General features: G+C 38.8%; 19 protein-coding genes. 1 reads left to right on the forward strand and 18 read right to left on the reverse strand.

The window, feature by feature from the left end; genetic code table 11:
- Positions 1-11 precede the first annotated feature (11 nt).
- The 9 genes from truB to V6C17_RS07840 form a co-directional block, all read right to left on the reverse strand.
- Complete coding sequence (gene truB / locus V6C17_RS07800; RefSeq protein ID WP_333522009.1) at positions 12-875, reverse strand: tRNA pseudouridine(55) synthase TruB; 864 nt, start codon at positions 873-875, stop codon at positions 12-14.
- Complete coding sequence (locus V6C17_RS07805; protein WP_333522010.1) at positions 868-1,824, reverse strand: DHH family phosphoesterase; 957 nt, start codon at positions 1,822-1,824, stop codon at positions 868-870. Before V6C17_RS07805 ends, truB begins: the two co-directional genes overlap by 8 nt.
- Complete coding sequence (rbfA, locus tag V6C17_RS07810; RefSeq protein ID WP_333522011.1) at positions 1,825-2,181, reverse strand: 30S ribosome-binding factor RbfA; 357 nt, start codon at positions 2,179-2,181, stop codon at positions 1,825-1,827. It lies immediately after the preceding gene.
- Between the two features lie 21 nt (positions 2,182-2,202).
- Positions 2,203-4,896 carry a translation initiation factor IF-2 gene (infB, locus tag V6C17_RS07815; protein ID WP_333522012.1) on the reverse strand — a complete coding sequence of 898 codons (2,694 nt, stop codon included), beginning with the start codon at positions 4,894-4,896 and terminating at the stop codon, positions 2,203-2,205.
- A gap of 37 nt (positions 4,897-4,933) precedes the next feature.
- Positions 4,934-5,239 (reverse strand): L7Ae/L30e/S12e/Gadd45 family ribosomal protein, encoded by a 306-nt coding sequence (locus tag V6C17_RS07820; protein WP_333522013.1) that lies wholly within the window; start codon positions 5,237-5,239, stop codon positions 4,934-4,936.
- Entirely contained in the window at positions 5,236-5,502 is a 267-nt protein-coding gene (gene rnpM, locus V6C17_RS07825) for an RNase P modulator RnpM (protein WP_442891457.1), read from the reverse strand. Before rnpM ends, V6C17_RS07820 begins: the two co-directional genes overlap by 4 nt.
- 11 nt (positions 5,503-5,513) lie before the next feature.
- A complete protein-coding gene (gene nusA, locus V6C17_RS07830; protein ID WP_333522015.1) occupies positions 5,514-6,557 on the reverse strand; it encodes a transcription termination factor NusA in 1,044 nt (347 codons plus the stop codon).
- Between the two features lie 30 nt (positions 6,558-6,587).
- Entirely contained in the window at positions 6,588-7,043 is a 456-nt protein-coding gene (gene rimP, locus V6C17_RS07835) for a ribosome maturation factor RimP (protein ID WP_333522016.1), read from the reverse strand.
- Positions 7,044-7,244: 201 nt separating this feature from the next.
- The gene (locus V6C17_RS07840) at positions 7,245-10,907 is read right to left on the reverse strand and encodes a PolC-type DNA polymerase III (RefSeq protein WP_333522017.1); all 3,663 of its coding nucleotides are present in this window, start codon (positions 10,905-10,907) and stop codon (positions 7,245-7,247) included.
- A 151-nt stretch (positions 10,908-11,058) separates the two neighbouring features.
- On the opposite strand from V6C17_RS07840, the gene V6C17_RS07845 reads away from it, so the two are divergent.
- Positions 11,059-11,397: an arsenate reductase family protein gene (locus V6C17_RS07845; RefSeq protein WP_333522018.1), complete on the forward strand. Its 339-nt coding sequence runs from the start codon at positions 11,059-11,061 to the stop codon at positions 11,395-11,397.
- Positions 11,398-11,491: 94 nt separating this feature from the next.
- On the opposite strand, the gene cobC is transcribed toward V6C17_RS07845, so the two are convergent.
- Genes cobC through V6C17_RS07890 form a run of 9 tightly spaced genes read right to left on the reverse strand, consistent with a single transcriptional unit; the run spans position 11,492 to position 19,978 of the window.
- Positions 11,492-12,100, reverse strand: a complete 609-nt coding sequence (gene cobC / locus V6C17_RS07850) for an alpha-ribazole phosphatase (protein ID WP_333522019.1) — start codon at positions 12,098-12,100, stop codon at positions 11,492-11,494.
- Positions 12,097-13,200, reverse strand: a complete 1,104-nt coding sequence (gene cobD, locus V6C17_RS07855) for a threonine-phosphate decarboxylase CobD (protein ID WP_333522020.1) — start codon at positions 13,198-13,200, stop codon at positions 12,097-12,099. The genes cobC and cobD overlap by 4 nt, the downstream gene beginning before the upstream one ends.
- On the reverse strand, positions 13,178-14,074 hold the full coding sequence (locus V6C17_RS07860) for a GHMP family kinase ATP-binding protein (RefSeq protein WP_333522021.1): 897 nt from the start codon (positions 14,072-14,074) through the stop codon (positions 13,178-13,180). Before V6C17_RS07860 ends, cobD begins: the two co-directional genes overlap by 23 nt.
- 27 nt (positions 14,075-14,101) lie before the next feature.
- Positions 14,102-14,848: an adenosylcobinamide-GDP ribazoletransferase gene (gene cobS / locus V6C17_RS07865; RefSeq protein ID WP_333522022.1), complete on the reverse strand. Its 747-nt coding sequence runs from the start codon at positions 14,846-14,848 to the stop codon at positions 14,102-14,104.
- Positions 14,849-14,870: 22 nt separating this feature from the next.
- The gene (gene cbiB / locus V6C17_RS07870; RefSeq protein ID WP_333522023.1) at positions 14,871-15,818 is read right to left on the reverse strand and encodes an adenosylcobinamide-phosphate synthase CbiB; all 948 of its coding nucleotides are present in this window, start codon (positions 15,816-15,818) and stop codon (positions 14,871-14,873) included.
- Position 15,819: 1 nt separating this feature from the next.
- A complete protein-coding gene (locus V6C17_RS07875) occupies positions 15,820-17,340 on the reverse strand; it encodes a cobyric acid synthase (RefSeq protein ID WP_333522024.1) in 1,521 nt (506 codons plus the stop codon).
- Between the two features lies 1 nt (position 17,341).
- Positions 17,342-17,914 carry a bifunctional adenosylcobinamide kinase/adenosylcobinamide-phosphate guanylyltransferase gene (gene cobU, locus V6C17_RS07880; protein ID WP_333522025.1) on the reverse strand — a complete coding sequence of 191 codons (573 nt, stop codon included), beginning with the start codon at positions 17,912-17,914 and terminating at the stop codon, positions 17,342-17,344.
- Positions 17,915-17,919: 5 nt separating this feature from the next.
- Positions 17,920-19,320, reverse strand: coding sequence for a cobyrinate a,c-diamide synthase (locus tag V6C17_RS07885; RefSeq protein WP_333522026.1), 1,401 nt, complete (start codon positions 19,318-19,320; stop codon positions 17,920-17,922).
- A gap of 31 nt (positions 19,321-19,351) precedes the next feature.
- Positions 19,352-19,978: a precorrin-8X methylmutase gene (locus tag V6C17_RS07890; RefSeq protein ID WP_333522027.1), complete on the reverse strand. Its 627-nt coding sequence runs from the start codon at positions 19,976-19,978 to the stop codon at positions 19,352-19,354.
- Position 19,979: the final 1 nt, after the last annotated feature.

Consider the following 19,979-nt stretch of genomic DNA (forward strand, 5'->3'; position numbering starts at 1 on the left):
TAGCAAACTAATTATGCAAATGACATAACTTTTGTAGGGGACAGTAAGCCCGATGATAGCTGGCCTATACCAATAAAGATGTTATTGTTGTCATAAATTCTAAGTTGAAGCTGGTTTACTTCATTAAGTGGAATAGTTTGACCATAACAAAAAGACTTTGATGCTTGCTCGGAGAGTGATAGAGATGGTAAATGCAAAAGTGCTTTGTCAGGTTGCAATATTGCAGCCGTAGTGTCATTCTGTACTTCCTCAAGAGTAAAAGACTCGTCAAGTAAAAACGTTCCTACTCTAGTACGAACTAAAAATGACATAACGGCTGGAATATTGAGTTTATTTCCAATGTCGGTGCATAATGTTCTAATAAAAGTTCCTTTAGAGCAAGTAACATCGAAAAGGATAGTATTTTGACTAATATTTATTAACGAAATTTTTTCGATGTAGATAGATCGTGGTTTTCGTTCAACAGTTATGCCGGCACGAGCAAGTTCGTACATTTTTTTCCCATCAATCTTTATAGCAGAGTACATCGGCGGAACTTGTTCACTTTTGCCAATAAATGATTCCAGAACGGTTTCAATCTGAGAACGAGAAGGTAATATAAATGATTCCTTGCGAGTAATTTGCCCTGTATCATCACCTGTGTCTGTTTCAAAGCCAAGGGTTAGTTCAGCGCGATAGCTCTTATCTGCATCGGTAGTATATTCAATAAGACGTGTTGCTTGCCCTAAGGCAACAGGTAAGACACCAGCCGCAGCAGGATCTAATGTTCCTGCATGTCCGACCCGCTTCATTCCATAAGTTCTTCGAATAAAGGAAACTACATCGTGCGAGGTCATTCCAGGCGGTTTTAAAATATTAATAAAACCATTAACCATAGTAATCAGCCTGCAAGTGTTCGATTACTGCTCCGATCACTTTTTCCTTTACTTCTGCAACAGTCCCCGAAACAGTACAGCCCGCGGCTCTCGCGTGTCCACCGCCCCCAAAGGATAACGCTAATTGACTAACGTCAACTCTCGCAGATCTAAGGCTTATTCGACAAATGCCATCTTCAACAAATTTAAACATTATAGCTATTTCTACACCCTCAATAATACGAGGATAATTAATGACTCCCTCAGTATTATCGTTATCTGTAAGCATTTCGGGCAGAACTGTTATTGCAGCTACTTTACCATCAAAGAATAGCTCAAGTGTATCTAACATTTTAGATAAATTAGTAATAGCAGCTAATGGCCTAGCTTCCAATGCTTCGGAAATTAGATTAGGTTTTGCCCCAAAATCAATTAATTCGGCACAGTAACGCATAGTATTTGATGAAGTATTAGCATAGCGAAAAAAACCGCAGTCAGTAGCAATTGCCGTGTACAGACTTGTTGCAATATCAGGATCAATAGTTGTATTCATGTGTTTAAATAACTTAAATAGTATTTCGCCAGTTGCCGCTGCATCGCTATCCAAAAACAAATAGTCTGCAAACTTGGTGTTTGAAATATGATGATCGATATTCAGGACAGGAGCGTCAACAGCCGCGCGCACATGCCCAATTCTTTCAATATCGCTAGCGTCAAGTACCACTAACAAATCAGCTTTAATTTTTTGCGAGTTAGGCTTAATAATTTTGCAAGTACCAGGCAAAAAATCGTACATATCAGGTACTGCATCATCCAATATTAATTGGACATTTTTGCCCATAGAACTCAAACATTTATCAAGCGCCAGCATTGAACCCAAGCTGTCGCCATCAGGATGAACGTGAGCCGTTATAACAATATTGGAGTTGTTTGATAGAAGTTCTGCAGTACGTTCGAGCGAAATCTCCATCTACTGGCTAACCTCGTCCTCTTTAATTTTAATTAATAATTCTTGTATTTTAGCACTATAATCAAGTGATTCATCTATGTGCAATGATAAATCAGGAGTCATTCTTAGTCTTATTCTTTTACCAATTTCACTGCGAATAAACCCCAAAGCCTTTTGTAAGCCTGACCAGGTAGCGGCTTTTTGCTCGTCACTACCCATCAAACTTACAAATATTTTCGCACTTCTTAAGTCGCCGGTAGCTTCAACCTGCGTTACTGTAACAAACCCGATACGTGGGTCTTTAAGATCATTTAGGATAATTTTACTTACTTCCTGCTTAATAAACTCCTGAACTTTTTCAACGCGGAGTTGCCCCATATTAAGTCCTCCGTTCAAATATTAAGTGCTTCTTTTTACTTCTTCCATTGTATATGCTTCAATGATGTCGCCTTCTTTAATATCGCGGAATTTATCGATAGTTATACCGCACTCGTAGCCTGCAGCTACCTCCTTAACGTCATCTTTAAAACGTCGGAGTGATTCGAGAACGCCTTCAAATACAACGATACCATTTCGAACAATACGTATTTTGGAAGAGTTAGTGATTTTACCTTCTAATACATATGATCCAGCCACTATACCTTTAGAGAAACTAAACACTTGTCTAATTTCAACACGTCCAAGGCTGACTTCTTTAAATTCTGGTGCTAACATACCAGTCATCGCAGACTCAACATCATTAATAGCCTCGTAAATAACACGATAGGTTCTAAGGTCGATTTTTTCGGTATCAGCTAATTTTCTCGCATTAGCGTCAGGTCGTACATTAAATCCAATGATTAGAGCGTTTGCCGCAGATGCAAGCATAACATCAGACTCATTTATGGCACCAACACCAGCATGGACGATATTTACTCTAACTTCTTTATTAGTGTTTAAGTTTAGTAAAGATTGGCGCAAAGCCTCAATTGAACCTTGAACGTCAGCTTTAATAACGATATTTAAGTCTTTTATATTGCCTTCTTGTATTTGTTTAAACAAATCATCAAGGGAAACTTTTTGAGAATGAGCTAAATCTTCAGTACGTTTTTTAGCAACACGCTTTTCAGCAACAGCCTTAGCGGTTTTTTCGTCGACAACAACCAGAACATCGCCGGCAGCAGGTACGTCGGATAAACCTAATACTTCAACTGGAGTTGAAGGACCAGCTTTTTTAACTTTTTCGCCACGATCGTTAACCATTGCTCTAACTTTACCATAGGCTGTACCAGCAATGATTGTATCCCCAATCTGCAATGTACCTTTTTGTATTAAAACAGTTGCTACAGGGCCGCGACCTTTGTCTAACTGTGCTTCAACAATGGTTCCTTGAGCGGATCGGTTAGGATTAGCTTTTAAGTCTTGCATTTCGGCAACTAACAATATCATTTCGAGTAGATCGCTTATACCCGTTTTCTTGTGCGCAGAAACTGGAACCATTATAGTTTCACCGCCCCAATCTTCGGGTACTAAGCCGTGGTCCGACAGTTGCTGTTTTACGCGATCAGGATTTGCTCCCTCGCGATCCATTTTATTGACAGCTACGATAATTGGAACTTTTGCTGACTTAGCATGGTTAATAGCTTCAATTGTTTGAGGCATAACGCCATCGTCGGCAGCTACAACCAAAATAGCTATATCGGTAACCTGAGCACCGCGCGCTCTCATAGCTGTAAACGCTTCGTGACCAGGGGTATCTAAAAATACAATTTTTTTGCCTTGACTGACGACTTGATATGCTCCGATGTGCTGAGTAATACCACCTGCTTCTTGTGAAGTTACATGTGTTTTACGAATTGCATCAAGCAGTGATGTTTTACCATGATCGACATGTCCCATAACTGTTACAACAGGCGGGCGAAGAATTAAAGTTGTAGGATCATCAACTATCTCTGGAATTTCAGTAGGATCTTCCTCTGGAGGTAACTCGACAACCTTAACACCAAAGTCACCGGCTAAAATTGTTGCAGTATCTATATCAATTTCTTGATTAATTGTAGACATTACACCAAGCATCATTAATTTTTTTATAATTTCACTAACTTCACGGCCAATTTTCCCAGCAAATTCTTTTACCGTTATAGGTCCGCCTAATTTAATAACTTTTGGTTTTGGCGGCTCCATTTTAACTGGCGGAGTTTGACGAGGTTGGCTGTTCTGTGCATGAGAACGATTTTGTTGACTAGGACGGTTATTATTATACTGATTTCGGTTTGGACCTTGCTGAGGTTTTTTAGCAAAATTATTCTGAGGAGTGTTAGGTCTACCTTGATTTGACTGAGGCCGATTTCCAAACTGATTGTTAGTTTGACCAGGGCGTGCTTGATCATTACGTGAAATAGGCGGACGCTGATTGTTGTTATTATTAGTAGTATTATTAAAATTATTTCTAGGCTGTTGGTTATTTGCCTGTGGATTTCCTTGGTTAAATCTCTGCTGATTCTGTTGGTTATTTGCCTGTGGATTCCCTTGGTTAAACCTCTGCTGATTCTGTTGGGAATTTACCTGTGGGTTCCCTTGGTTGAATCTCTGCTGATTCTGTTGGGAATTTGCCTGTGGGTTCCCTTGGTTGAATCTCTGCTGATTCTGTTGTGGATTGGGCTGAGTGCCTTGATTAAATCTCTGTTGCTGCTGAGGGTTATGAGGTCTGTTATAGTTATTGCTGGTATTTTGATTAGGCTGCATACGATTATCAACAGCAGGTCTATTATTAGGGTTCTGCTGTTGGTTTAAAGGAGGACGGTTCTGGTTGTTAACAGATTGCTGTTGGACATTATTCTCACGCGCGTTGATTTGACGATTATCAGTTTGTGCAGTCCGTGCTAATGTTTCCGAACTTTTAGTACTTACTTGCGCAGCTTGTGTCTCAGGCACTATGGATTCAGATGCTTCTATTTTGTGGGCAAACGTTCTATTTATTACTAATTTGGCATCTTCACCAACATTGCTCATATGATTTTTCGCATTAACATTGTTACGCGATAAAATATCAAGTATAACTTTACTTGTTGTATTAAATTCTTTTGCTAACTCATATACTCTATATTTGGACATTGATCCACCCCCAAATTTCTTCTCTCCCGCTTAATTATCATGGTTTTAATGCCTTTTCAATTGCATTGCTAAACCCTTGCTCTACAATAGTGAGCGCTGCTCGATATTCTTTTCCAATGCAGCCCCCTAATTGTTGTTTTGTAAGAAGTTCATATATTGGCACTTGATAATATTGGGACATGTCACGATATTTTTTCTTTGTTCCATCAGAGGAATCTGTTGCAATTATAATAAGCTTAGCTTTACCGGATTGGATAGCTTTTTCTACTGATAATTCTCCAGAGGCGACTTTACCTGCTTTTTGTGCTAAACCTAAAAGTGAAGTTATCTTGTTTTCGTTCATTTGTTCATAATCCCTGAACGGAGTTGTTCGTAAACTTCAGGATCAACAGCATGCTTTAGAGCTCTCTCAAGGCGTTTTTCTTTAAATGCTTTAGCAAAACATTGTTCATTCCGGCAGACATATGCTCCGCGTCCAGCTTTTTTCCCTGTAGAATCTAAAACAATCTCCGCTTCTGGAGTCCGTACAATTCGCATTAATTCTTTTTTATTTTTCATTTCCTGACACCCAACGCACATACGCTGAGGAATTTTTTTTTGAACCACCTTCATTCCCCCTACAATGTTGCTTGAGCTTGTGATTCACTTTTAATATCAATTTTCCATCCAGTCAGCTTAGCCGCAAGTCTAGCGTTCTGACCTTCTTTACCGATGGCAAGTGATAATTGATAATCAGGGACAACAACCTTCGATATTTTTTCTGCCTCATTAACTTCTACTGTAACAACCTTAGCAGGACTTAGGGCATTTGCGATATATTTTGTAGGATCGGCGTTCCATTTTACAATATCAATTTTTTCGCCGCGAAGCTCATCAACAATTGTTTGAACACGCATTCCTTTATGTCCGACACAAGCACCAACTGGATCTACATTTTCATCCCTTGAATATACAGCAATCTTAGAACGTAGGCCTGGCTCACGCGCTACAGACTTTATTTCAACTATACCATCATGAATTTCAGGAACTTCCAATTCAAATAGTCTTTTCAAAAGTCCAGGATGCGTCCGTGAAACAAGGATTTGAGGACCCTTTGTAGTTTTTTTAACTTCGATGATATAGGACTTAATTCTATCTCCGTGTCTATATTGCTCTCCGGCAATTTGTTCCGATGGTGCTAGAATTGCTTCGGCTTTACCTAAATCTATAAATACATTTTTTTGCTCAATTCTTTGAACAATTCCGGTCAAAATATCGCTTTCACGATTTGAAAATTCTTCGTAAATTATTCCCCGTTCGGCTTCACGTATACGTTGAACCACAACTTGTTTTGCTGTTTGAGCTGCTATTCGACCAAAATCCTTTGGCGTAACTTCAATTTCGACTATATCGCCTAAATCATATCTGCGGTCTATAGCTTGCGCTTCATCGAGATCCATTTCTAAACGTGAATCTGTAACCGTTTCTACAATGTTTTTACGAGCAAAAACATGTATTTCACCAGTAGAACGATCCAATGATACGCGGACATTTTGCGCTGAGCCGAAATTTCGCTTATACGCCGAAATTAGTGCTGCCTCAATTGCGTCAAATAGAATTTCTGGCGCAATACCTTTTTCTTTACCAAGTTGCTCAAACGCTTGCATGAACTCTGCGTTCACCCAAATTCCCCCTATTCAATTGTTTACTTATCAAAATTCTATATGAAGTCTAACTTGTGAAGCTTTTTCTCTAGGTACACTTAGCTCAGTACCATCTACTTCTATTTGTATATTATTGTCGATTAGGCCAACAAGTTTTCCCACTATATTTTTCTTACCATCGATTGGAGCATATGTATTTATTTCAACCATGTCGCCAATATGCCGCGCAAAATCCTTTTCCTTTTTTAATGCTCGATCAAGTCCGGGAGATGAAACCTCAAGATAATAACTATCCTTAATGGGATCCATCGCGTCTAATTTTTCTTCGAGCTGCTCGCTAAGCCATTGGCAATCCTCTATTTCTATACCGCCTTCCTTATCAAGAAAAACACGTAAGTACCAATCACGCTCTTTTACATATTCAACATCAACCAGCTCGATATTTGTGCCAGCTAACATTTCACTCGCTAAACTTTCAACAAGTTCTTCTATACGATTGGACATACTGCACCTCCTACCATAAATGTATTTATCCTTTATTCTTACCTAATAAGGCATATGCTTATACCCTATATTTGGCAGGTCAAAAAATACGGAAATAAGATTAAAGAGTGGGTCTAAACCCACTCTTTTTTGCGCACCCAATTATTACCGAGTTTATTATAACACTATGGGCTAGTTTTTACAACATAAAACTGGCAGTTCTTAACCAAAGAGCATCATTTGATCAGTCTCTGACAAGTCACCAAGACACCCATGACCACGCAATATATCTATAACTGTCTTTGAAACACGGCTGCGCACCCTAAGATCTTCAATTGATGAGAACGCCCTTTCCTGTCTTGCGGAAACTATGTTTTGGGCTGCCGAATCTCCCAGACCCTGTAAAGAGGCAAGCGGTGGCAGCAAACCCTGATCAACAATTAAGAACTTAGTAGCATCAGACTTATATAAGTCTACATTATAGAATATAAATGAGCGCAAGTACATTTCCAAGGCCATTTCTACTATAGTCTGCATACTTTTTTCTTTGGCAGTCAAAGTATTGCCCTTTTGTTCAAACTCGGTAAGTTTATTTCTTAAAGACTGCTCGCCTTTAACTACTAAGTCAGCGTCAAACTCCGTCGCCCTTACGGTAAAGTAAGCGGCATAAAAAGGCAGTGGATAATGTATTTTGCAATAGGCAATTCTAAACGCCATCATTACATAAGCAACGGCATGGGCTTTTGGAAACATATATTTAATCTTTTGACATGATTCAATATACCAATCAGGCACATTCTTTTCACGCATTTTTGCAACATCTTCTGGCTTGACTCCTTTACCTTTTCGAACGCCTTCCATTATCTTGAAAGCGTCCTGGGGGTCTAGGCCCTTATGAATTAGGTATACCATAATATCGTCACGTGCTGATATTGCCTCTGATAATTTGGCCGTTCCCGCTTTAATTAATTCTTGCGCATTATTAAGCCAGACATCAGTACCGTGAGAAAAACCACTTATTCGTACAAGTTCGCTGAACGTTTTGGGCTTAGTATCATCAAGCATTTGACGAACAAACTTTGTGCCAAATTCAGGTATGCCAAACGTGCCAACGGTACTTCCTAATTGCGCTGGACTTAAGTTAAGAGCCTTAGTTGAAGAAAATAAACTCATAGTTTCTTGGTCATCAAATGGAATAGTTTTAGGGTCTCGACCAGTTAGATCCTCGAGCATTTTAATTACTGTCGGATCATCGTGGCCGAGAATATCTAGTTTTACTAGCCTGCTGCTTATTGAATGGTAGTCAAAATGAGTAGTAATCGTAGATGAGTTTTTATCATCAGCAGGACGTTGAATAGGTGTAAAATGATGGACATCCATGTCACGGGGCACTACCATTATACCGCCTGGATGTTGACCAGTAGTACGTTTCACACCCGTACATCCTTCGATAAGACTGTTTATATAGGCATTACGTACGTTGACACTTTTTTCTGAATGATAGTTTTTTATATATCCGAAAGCAGTTTTGTCAGCGATTGTTGCTATCGTACCTGCTCTAAAAACATTATCTTTACCAAATAACTCTTCCGTATACTTGTGAGCAACTGGCTGGTAATCACCCGAAAAATTCAAATCAATATCAGGTACTTTATCGCCATGGAACCCCATAAATACAGCAAACGGTATATCATGTCCGTCTTTGGTCATCATAGTTCCACACGATGGGCAATTCTTATCAGGCAAATCAAATCCGCCTCCGTAGCTTCCGTCTGTAATAAACTCACTGAACTTGCATTTTGGGCAAGACCAATGCGGAGGAAGAGGATTTACTTCAGTTATATTGGTCATAGTTGCAACAAAGGACGAACCAACAGAACCCCTTGACCCAACCAAATACCCATCATCCAAGGATTTTTTAACTAGCTTATGGGCAATAAGGTATAACACAGCAAAACCATTATTAATTATAGAATTCAACTCATAATTCAAACGTGATGCAACTATTTCCGGCAATGGACTGCCGTATAATAACTCAGCCTGCTGATAAGACATATTTCGTATCTGATCTTCGGCACCGGGAATTTGTGGAGAATACAATTCATCAGGGATAGGTTTAAAACTATCAATCATATTAGCGATTAGTTGAGGATTTTGTACAACCGTTTCATAAGCTTTTTCTTTGCCTAAATATTTAAACTCCTCAAGCATTTCTTCTGTTGTGCGGAAATATAACGGCGGTTGATTGTCAGCATCGGAAAAGCCCTTACCAGCCATTAGAATTCTTCTATATACCTCATCTTCAGGATTTAAAAAATGCACGTCACAGGTAGCGACTACAGGTCTATCTAATTTCGCGCCAATTTCACAAACCTTTAGATTAATCTTTCTTAGTTCCTCATCATCACGTACTATGCCTTCCCGAACAAGAAATGCATTGTTCGCAATTGGCTGTATTTCTAAGTAATCATAGAAATCAGCAATCTTAAGTAATTCTTCGTCAGAACGGCCATTTATTATGGCTTGGATAAGCTCGCCAGCTTCACAAGCAGAACCGAATATTAGTCCTTCACGAAGCTCGGCAAGAACAGCACGAGGAATTCTAGGTGTTCGATGAAGAAATTTCAAATGTGATAAAGAAACTAATCTATATAAATTCCGAAGCCCAATGGCATTTTGGGCTAAAATTACGATATGATTAGCTTGATTAATCTCTTTTTCAAATAGGTAGCCTTCCATACCATATATTACTTTTATTTTGGCTTTAGCGGCAACTTCACAAGCTTCAGGGAAAGCCTGGACAACTCCATGATCAGTAATAGCAATTGCTGAATGTCCCCATTTAGCTGCCGTATTAATTAAATTTTTTACAGAAACTACTGCGTCCATATTACTCATTTGGGTATGCGCATGAAGTTCAACCCTTTTTTCTAGTGCATTATCTTTGCGCTCAAAAACATCTACTCGGTACATACTATCGGCAAAAATCACCAACTCGTTTGCAAATTTATCAAACTGTACAGTACCTTTTACTTTTGCACTCATACCTTTTTTTATCGACGAGCTAACTTTGTCAAATTTTTCTTTATCATCAAAAAAAACCTTAGCACTTAAACCATCAGTTGAATCAGCTACATCAAACGTCAAGAGGAAGCGTCCTGAGCGAAGCTCGCGAGTTTCAAAATTGATTATTTTCCCCTCAATAACAATATTTCTAGCTTCGTCTTGAATTGTATTAATTGGCTGAGGGGATTCCTTTATATTTCGCCCAAAAATAAGGGGACTGGAGACTTCTTGTACCTTTGTTGTTTTATTGTCATTTAAAGCCTCAAGATATTCCGGTGTAAGCAGATCTTCCTCGTTTTCACTTATTATGTTTTCAGCATTTGTTATACATTCAACTTCACATTGCTGATTAAACTCTTGCAAAATATAACTTTTAATACCGTTAATTATTCCATGTGTCTGAAAAATTTCGGACGAAAGTTCCCCAGCCGTCTCTATAACTAATTTGCTGCCATCAAAAGACCTTTTAGCACTGATTAGAAGATGTTTTACGGTTGGATTATTATTTGAAACATTATCTACAAAATCAGGCCACTCATTTTCAATATAAGTTTTCAGTACCTTTAATTTTTGAATAAAGCGGACTTCTTTAATGCCGCAATCACTGCAAAGTTTTTTCGCAGCGAGAGTCAAAAGGTTTTCCGGCAATTTTGTTTCAGTATCTACATAGACCTCCCAGCAATGTCGTTTAGTATCTATGTTAACTTTAGCTATCCGACATTGTCGCAAAAGATCTTTATCAGCTTCTTTTATTGGCAAACTGGATACAAAAACCCAGAAGTTTTCGCAATTATTAGGTACAATGCAGTAACTATGCATTTCCAGAGGACCTCTTTCTTTTAGTGATACAACTTTATATTTTAGCATAGGCGCAAACAATCGTCACTGAGGAAATATTTTTTTGATATCTATTGCCTAAGCTGCAAGATTAAGTTATCTTAATTTTATTACATAACAAGAAGGTGTTTTCGTGAATATACAAATTTTTGGCATTAAAAAATGTCAGGACACCAAAAAAGCGGAAAGGTATTTTAAAGAACGAAAAATCAAATTTCAATATGTTGATCTAACAATAAGGGGACTAAGCAAAGGTGAGCTAAATAGCGTTAAGACTGTCATTGGTATCGACAATCTAATAGATAAAGCCGGCAAGCTATATCAGCAAAAGAATTTGAAGTATATTATTCACGATGTCGAAACAGTGTTGTTAAATGAGCCACTCTTGCTAAAAACCCCTATTGTAAGAAATGGCAGTAAAGCGACTGTAGGGTATAATCCTGACATATGGCAAGAGTGGATAAAAGGATAGTATACAAAGCTTCAAAGAACCTCTTATCAGAAAACGATAAGAGGTTCTTTCTAATTACATTAAGGTTCGTATTAAGAATAAAGTTGATTATACTTTAAAAATTTAGATGATGATTATCATTAATCAGGGAAACCATAGTTCGTTCCGGATAATATTCAATGATATTTACTGCCGTATTATCTTGTTTTATATTCCACACTCGATTTAGATGAATATCAAGTGCTGCACAAATGAGTGTTCTTATTGTACCACCATGTGAAACCACAATAATAGTTTCATTATTATGTTTTGCAACTAATTCATCTATAGCTCTTTGGGCACGTTCTTTTAGTTCACGAAAGGTCTCCCCTCCCGGAATACGTATTTCGTCTGGATGGGTAAAAAGTTTACCCATTACATCGGGCCAGCCTTCGTTAATTTTATTATAATTCAGACCTTCCCACTCCCCAAAAGAAATCTCTCTGAATTCTGGAACAGCTATCACCGGAAGTTTATGGTTCTCGGCGATATATTCTGCCGTTTTGTATGCTCGGCTTAAATCACTGGCATAGATGGCAGATACTTGAATGTCTTTAAGGCGCTGTGAAACTTTTTTAGCTTGACTAATGCCTAAATCAGTCAATTCAATATCGGTGTGACCTTGATATTTTAACTCTAGATTCCAAAATGTTTGTCCATGGCGAACTAATATTATTTTTGTCACTCTTCATCACCTACTATCGATTCTTTTAATGATTCAATAATCAATGAATTTTGGACTGGCAGTTTAACGGCTAAACGAATATAAAATGGCGATAGTCCGGGATAGTTAGCACAGTCACGAATTAGAAATCCTCTTTCATACATTCTTTGGCTAAGTTCTGCAGACATTAAACCAGTATTTTCAATATTTATCAAGATGAAATTTACCGAAGGAAAATGCACTTTAAGACCTTGAATACTGCATAGATCTTTATAGAACTGTTGTTTAGCTGACCCGATTATTTCTTTAGTTTTAATTCGGTAGTCGATATTCTTGAGTGCAGCAACTCCTGCAGATTGTGCTAAAGTATTAGCGTTCCAAGGATCTTTCCCTAGATCAAGCAATTTAGCTAACTCGGTTGATGTTAAGGTAAATCCTAACCTTAAGCCGGGTATTGCATAAAATTTAGTCAGTGAGTGTAGTATTACTAAGTTATCATATGACTTTATCAAATCACGACAAGTGTGTTGATTGTCATCAGGCAGAAAATCAATAAAAGACTCATCAACGACCACAAGGCAGTTCGATTTTTGAGCGGACCTAATGAGTAACTCCAAGTCTTTTTTCGGTAATATTGTTCCAGTAGGATTGTTTGGATTGCCTATAAATACGATATCAAATTCATCCATAATCGGGATTATTTTTGAAACGTCAATTGTAAAATTAGTATTTTCGCATAAGTAATAATACTCTACTTCAGCTTTACTGGCTTTGGCTGCACGTTCATACTCGCTAAAAGACGGCGCGGGGATAAGTACCCGTTTTGGTTTAACTAGATGACATAGTACGTATAATAATTCGACTGCTCCGTTTCCAACAGTAATACTCGCATAATCAACATTATAGTATTTAGAAATTGCAGTTTTTAAGTCATGAGCATCAGGGTCTGGATAGTGAATAATTTTATCTAAAGAAGAGATTATAGATTCTCTAACATTGTCGGCTAAACCTAGCGGATTTATATTAGCGCTAAAATCTATGAAATCAATTGAACTGGTATTTTTGTTCCTTGCAGCTTTGAAAATATTTCCGCCATGCTCAAAGGAGTTTTTTCTGGTCATTTATATCACCTACTAAGTGTAGTCCCCCTGAAATAAGCTGGACTGTTTGCAAAAATTTAATATCAGGGCAGCAATCTTGAAGTGCAATCAAACAATCATCATATTTATCCATAAGATTTGAATTAAACATTACGCCGACAACCGTCCCACTATGGGCAACATTTACACCAATTGCCCCATAGCGATCTGAAATCTTAATAATTTTTTCTAAATACGGCTTATATAAAATGGTTTGATTGGCAAGTGCACTCATAGTCGCACCTTTTGCTATCAAGTATGCATCACTTTTGCTCAATCCTCTTTTGACTAAGGAAAGAGCTTGCTGCACTTGATGTTCTTTTTCAGTATTTAATTTCACCAGATCTTTTCGGCGGTTAAAATATAGTGTGTCTACTTCTCCTCCGCCGTCAAAGACTGCAATAGTTATTGCTGGTGGATTACCTAAAGAGCTCGTGTTGTATCCTAAAACATGATCAAACATTACAATACCGGGAAAAAAAATTCCATCGGTAGGTTCAATTGAAATTGCAATACGTGCTATTTCGTCAGGTGTTAAAGTTTTCCCAAAAGAAATTGCTACTGCTTGGGATGCAGCGCTGATATCAGCACTGCTTGAGGCCATACCTTTACCTTGAGGTAAGTTTGATGTTACTGTAATTTGAAAATTTACGTTAGATATGTTTAGATATTTCAAAGTCTTTTTGACTGCTAGTTTAGTTTTCTCCCCAGCATCTAAATGCTGCGAAGAGCAGCTAGGTGTTACGATTGCTTTGGAATAAATATTGATTGGGCAAGTGATAAGGAAGTTATTGCCGCCAATTGTCCCTTGAACTAATTCACCACATGAACCTGGGGCTTTTACACATGCAAACATATATATCTCCAATAGTGCTTTTATTTTTTAGAACAGAAACACAAAGAGTATCAGCACCTCAGTTAATTCTGTCAGGGCGCCATAAACGTCGCCAGTCAGTCCACCAATCAAATTTGTAATATACTTGGAAAATAAGTACGCAAATACCGATGCTGCTAAAAAACACAGTATGGCTTTACCACCAGTTAGCAAGACAATTAAAAGTGTTAGTACAGTTGAGATGAGCAGTGTCTTTTTGTCTGCAAACTCAGCAAAAGCCTTGCCTATTCCGTCAGGCTTGGCATAAGGAAAAGCAGTAATACCTACTACCATCGCAAAACGGCCTAATATCGGCATTAAAAAAAGTGAAGTTGGTAAAATCGATGGCGATATATCAAGAATTAAAGACCACTTTATCAGGACGAGCAAACAAAAGGCCATAACACCATTTGCGCCGACCCTGCTGTCTTTCATTATTTCCAACATACGTTCCCGTGAACGTCCAGAAAATATTCCGTCCATGGTATCCATAAAACCGTCGCAGTGCAATCCTCCGGTAAGGATTACTGTAAATAAAAGTAAAACTGCAGCGCTAACATTGGGCGGGATGTAAATTCCAATCGAGGGTAATATACTTTCAAATAGATGGCTAATTGCCGCAAAGACTAAACCCAAGACTGCTCCTATTAAGGGGAAATATTTTACACTGCGTCCAAAGCTTTTCGGAGACCACTCTGTTTGTTTTATAATATATATACGAGTCAAAAATTGCAAGCCAGTAATAAAGTCATACATTTATCTCTTAAATCTCCTCAAGCTAAAAACTAAGATTTATTAAAAGGATAGCAACCGCAAATAAACCTGTAACTAACCCCATTATATAAACTGTTTGCCGTATATGTACTGGACTCAAGTTATTTCTAGACTCACCCATGTATGCACGGAATGACTCCACCCCGCCATAATAGTTAAGCCCGCCTAATCTTACACCTAACGCTCCAGCTACACCTGCTTCGGCATAACCGCTGTTGGGGCTTGGGTGCTTATGGGCATCACGCTTGATGGAATATAAAGAGTTTTTAGCATCATACCGTAATAAGAATGCTGAAATTATTATCAGCATAGCTGTTATTCGGGCGGGAATAAAATTAAATAAGTCGTCAGTTCGGGCAGCGGCCATACCAAAATCAAGATATTTTTCATTTTTGTAACCCACCATCGAATCCATGGTATTTACAGCCCGGTAAAGAAATGCTAAAGGTACACCACCAATTGCAAAATAAAAGAGTGGTGAGATGATCCCGTCGACAATATTTTCGGCAATTGTTTCTACTGTCGCTCGAGTTACCTCACTTACATCTAATTTTTTTGTATCGCGTCCTACAATCCAACCGACTTTATATCGCGCTTGCTCTAAATTCTTCTGTACTAAATAACGTCTTATTTCCTCCCCTGCTTCGGCCAAACTTCGGGGGGAGATTGTAAAACTTAGCAGAATAGCGCTGCCAATAAAAGCAGCATAAGGATGAATAGTTTCTAAAAAATAAATTATCAGCCAAACAGCACTATAAGTAGTTGAAAGAACAAGAAGAACCAGTAATAATCCTAAATATTTCTTTTTTATACTTGGATAGTTTGGCATCAATAACTTGCTTTCTATTAAACCGACCAAATTGCCGATTAGGACTACCGGATGCAATTTAGATCTAGGGTCACCAATTATGGCATCAAAAAAAATTGCCAGAATGGGCATATATTTTTCCATCTTATACACCCATTACTTTATAAACTAATTCCATATTAAGACTATTTCTTACGACTTCAGCCAAACGGTCATAACTAGCCTGCTTACGGTTATATGTATTTAGGACAGAGTTTATCGGCTTCAGTCCTTTTCGCACTCTAATAGCATCTAATATTGAACGGCGATAAGCGTCATTATCAAAAATGCCATGAATATATGTTCCCATAACAAGCCCATCTTGGCGAACGACGCCGTCACAGTGCTGAACGGGCTGATCGGAGCGGCTGGTTATATTAAAAGCGTGTCTAACAGGTGTAAGAAATTCGGTTCTCCCCATATGTATTTCATAGCCAGTCATATTATCGTTATTGTAGTCTACTCCTAAAAATCCGTTACCTCGGCTTGACACTGTAACCTGATGAGTTATTTTACTTGCTGCAAAAGTTGTTCTAATATCTAGTAAACCAAGACCATCTACTCTATCTAAGTTTGATTCAGTATGCTCTGGATCTAATATCTCAGTCCCAAGCATCTGGTAACCTCCGCATATACCAACGATCGGAGTACCTGAATCAATTAGGGAAATAATTTCGGACTCGTATCCCTGTTGACGCAAGTAGAGCAAATCTTCAGTAGTATTTTTACTACCTGGTAGTATTATTAAATCAGGGGTTCCAATTCGTTCACCCTGACGAATGTAACGTACTTTAACATCTGGCTCGTTAGCTAATGCATCAAAGTCCGTAAAGTTAGATATTTTAGGTGTTCTTAAAACTGCTATTTCAATTTCGCAATCCTGTGTCAATGTTGTTTTCTCATCAAGTGATACAGAATCCTCATCATCAATCCCTAAGTTTTCCAAGTGTGGAATAACTCCCACCACCGGCTTTCCTGTTTTGGTTTCAAGAAACTCAAGCGCAGGAGTTAGCAGGTTTATATCACCGCGGAACTTATTAATGATTATTCCTTTTACCAAGTCTCGCTCATCCGGCTCTAGCAATTCTAAAGTGCCGACAACTGACGCCAAAGCTCCGCCTCTATCTATATCTGCAATAAGGAGTACAGGAGCGTTAAGCATTTTTGCTATCCGCATATTTACAATATCGTTGGCTTTTAAATTAACCTCAGCCGGACTTCCAGCTCCTTCGATAACTATTGTATCAAAATTACTGGACAGTTTATTAAGACACTCGCGAATGACACCTAGTGCCTTCAGGCTATATTCCGTATGATATTGTTTGGCAGACATATTCCCGATTGGTTTTCCCATTAAAATAACTTGCGAACAAGAGTTTCCTGTAGGCTTTAGTAAAACCGGATTCATTTCAACAAAAGGATCAAGACCTGCTGCTTCAGCTTGGGCAACTTGCGCCCGTCCCATTTCGCCGCCATCTTTTGTAACATATGAGTTTAAGGCCATGTTTTGCGCTTTAAACGGCACAACTTTTTGTCCGTCCTGCAAAAAGATTCGACACAATGCCGTTGTTAGAATACTTTTGCCAACATGTGAACTTGTACCTTGAAGCATTATTGTTTTAGCCATATTATTCCTCCTTGGCTAGTCTTACAGCAAGCTGCTTTATATTCACTGGAATTCCGCTTACAACTAGATAAACTTCATCAGCATTTGCTGCTATCTTCTGGTTGACAGCCCCTGCCAAATCACGATACTCACGCGCTAGAGCATTTTCAGGAACTATCCCCATTCCGACTTCATTTGTTACTATAATAACATTTGAATCGCAGTTAGCTATACTTTCGGTAAAACTAGAAACCGCCTGCATAACATATGTGTATCTTTCTTCTCGTTCACTAGGTGCTTTAGGATCAAGTAATAAATTACTTGTATAGATAGTTAGACAATCAAATAGAATTGTGTCACACGTTTTTGATGCTTCAGTAACGGTACTTTCGGCGTTATACGGTGATTCATAGGTATACCAGTTATCCGGGCGGCGTTTACGATGGAGATTAATTCGTTCTTTCATCTCCTGATCGTAAGCCTGAGCAGTAGCGATATATGCGATGTTCTTGCCTTTTACAGTTGCATACTGTTCGGCGAAAAGGCTTTTGCCGCTTCTAGCACCGCCGGTAACTAGAATGATTTTTTTTGCCATTTATATTAACCCCCGTTGGGATAACGTTCTTCTCTAAATTTCTTGCACTTAGTAATAAGAAGTTCGGCAGCTTTGATATTTCCTGCAAAATGGATATGTAAATAAGTAGCCAATATGTTTTTAAATGCGTATCCGCTCGGGTAAATGATACCTGTTCTAACTTTTTTGAAATCAAAAGCCCAAGAGAAATCTGCGTCAACGCAATCTGGTATCATTTGTGAGAAATGGAATTCATGCCCTCGTAAAATGTCATTTTTTTGGCAAAGTACGTTATCGCTCACCGCAGCAGCTTCAACATAGCCGACAGTTTGCAACTTTGTGCACATTTCAGAAGATGCAGGTACTAACCCGACCATTTCATAAGACTCACCAGTAAAGTTAGTAATTTTTTTAGTTAAGTACATCAGTCCGCCACATTCGGCATATATAGGCATACCTTGTTTTCCTGCGGTATAAATGGCATTACGCATATTTTGGTTAGCTGAAAGTCTTTCAGCAAACATTTCGGGAAAGCCGCCGCCTAATATAATGCCGTCTACGTTAGGAATAGCATTATCCTTTAGCGGACTAAATGGAACTAATTCTGCGCCAAGCTCCATTAAGACCGCTAAACTCTCAGGATAATAAAAGGAAAAAGCTTCGTCATCAGCTATGCCAATTCTCACCCCAGATTTAACCGGAATATCTTGAACAGCTATTACCTGATCAAGATATTCTGGTGCTGAGCATGCTAGGTTGACTAACTGAGGTATATTGACCTCACGGCCTATTTGATCGGCAATTATGCCCAGAGTTTCTTCTGCAGAATGTTCTGTGACTGGTGTTAGACCTAGATGCCTTTCGGGCAAGGAAAGCTTATTATTACGATAAATACAGCCTAAAACTGGCACACCTAGCTTTTCAATAGCTGATGAAACCATTATTCTGTGAGTATCTGAGCCGACACGATTTATTATTACACCTGCTAAATTTAACTCAGGATCATATGATTTAAAGCCTAGGACGATGGCAGCAGCGCTCTCTCCCATTGATTTAACATCAACAACGAGTATAACTGGTGCCTTGAGTATTTTAGCAATAGCAGCGGTGCTGCTAATACCCTCACGGCCGCCGTCGTATAAGCCCATGACACCTTCGATTATTGCTATGTCGCTTCCATTAGATGTTTTTGCAAAAATATTTGCTATTTTTTCTTGAGGAACCAGCCATGTATCAAGGTTGTGGCCGGGCTTGCCGCTCGCTAGCTTATGATATCCGGGATCGATATAGTCTGGTCCAACTTTGTAGGATTGCACGCTTAGACCTTTATGCTTGAGATTGGCCAAAATTCCCGTGACTATAGTCGTTTTTCCAGCACCACTATTTGTAGCTGCTATGACTATCCGTGGTGTGTTATTTTGCTTCACTAGCTTCACCCCAATCGCTAACTTATTGATATTACTTATTTAGCATATAAAGTAAGGCGTTAGTTATTGACGCGGCTATGGGGCTGCCGCCCTTATTCCCTACAACAGTTATATATGGAACTGGAGACACTTCACTTAGCAAATCTTTCGATTCACAAGCACCAACAAAACCTACAGGCACTCCAATTATCAGAGCAGGGCGGATATGCGTCTGCTCCATTAATTTAATAACCTCAAAAAGAGCTGTTGGCGCATTGCCGATTGCGACAATAGCGCCATCAAGCTGTTCGCCAAACTGACGCATAGCTGCCATTGAGCGAGTTATGCCTTGTTCTTTGGCAATAACTGCAACTTGAGGATCAGCAATCAGGCAATGAACGCTTCCGCCATATTCTGCTAACCTGGTTTTATTTATACCTGTGCGGACCATCTCCACGTCACAGTAAATATTGCGTCCAGATTTTAGCGCTTTACAGCCAGCGGCTATAGCTTCAGGATGTATTCGTATTACAGATGCATATTCTGGGTCTCCCGCTGAGTGAATAATCCTTGAGTAGACCTTTGTTTCCTCTGGGCTTAGATTATAGTCAGTTAAATAAGGAGCAATAATTTCCATACTGCGCGCTTCAATGCCAGCAGGATCTGTCATAAATTCCATT

The sequence above is a fragment of the Dendrosporobacter sp. 1207_IL3150 genome, assembly GCF_036763085.1.
Taxonomy (GTDB): Bacteria; Bacillota; Negativicutes; order DSM-1736; family Dendrosporobacteraceae; genus JBAIYU01.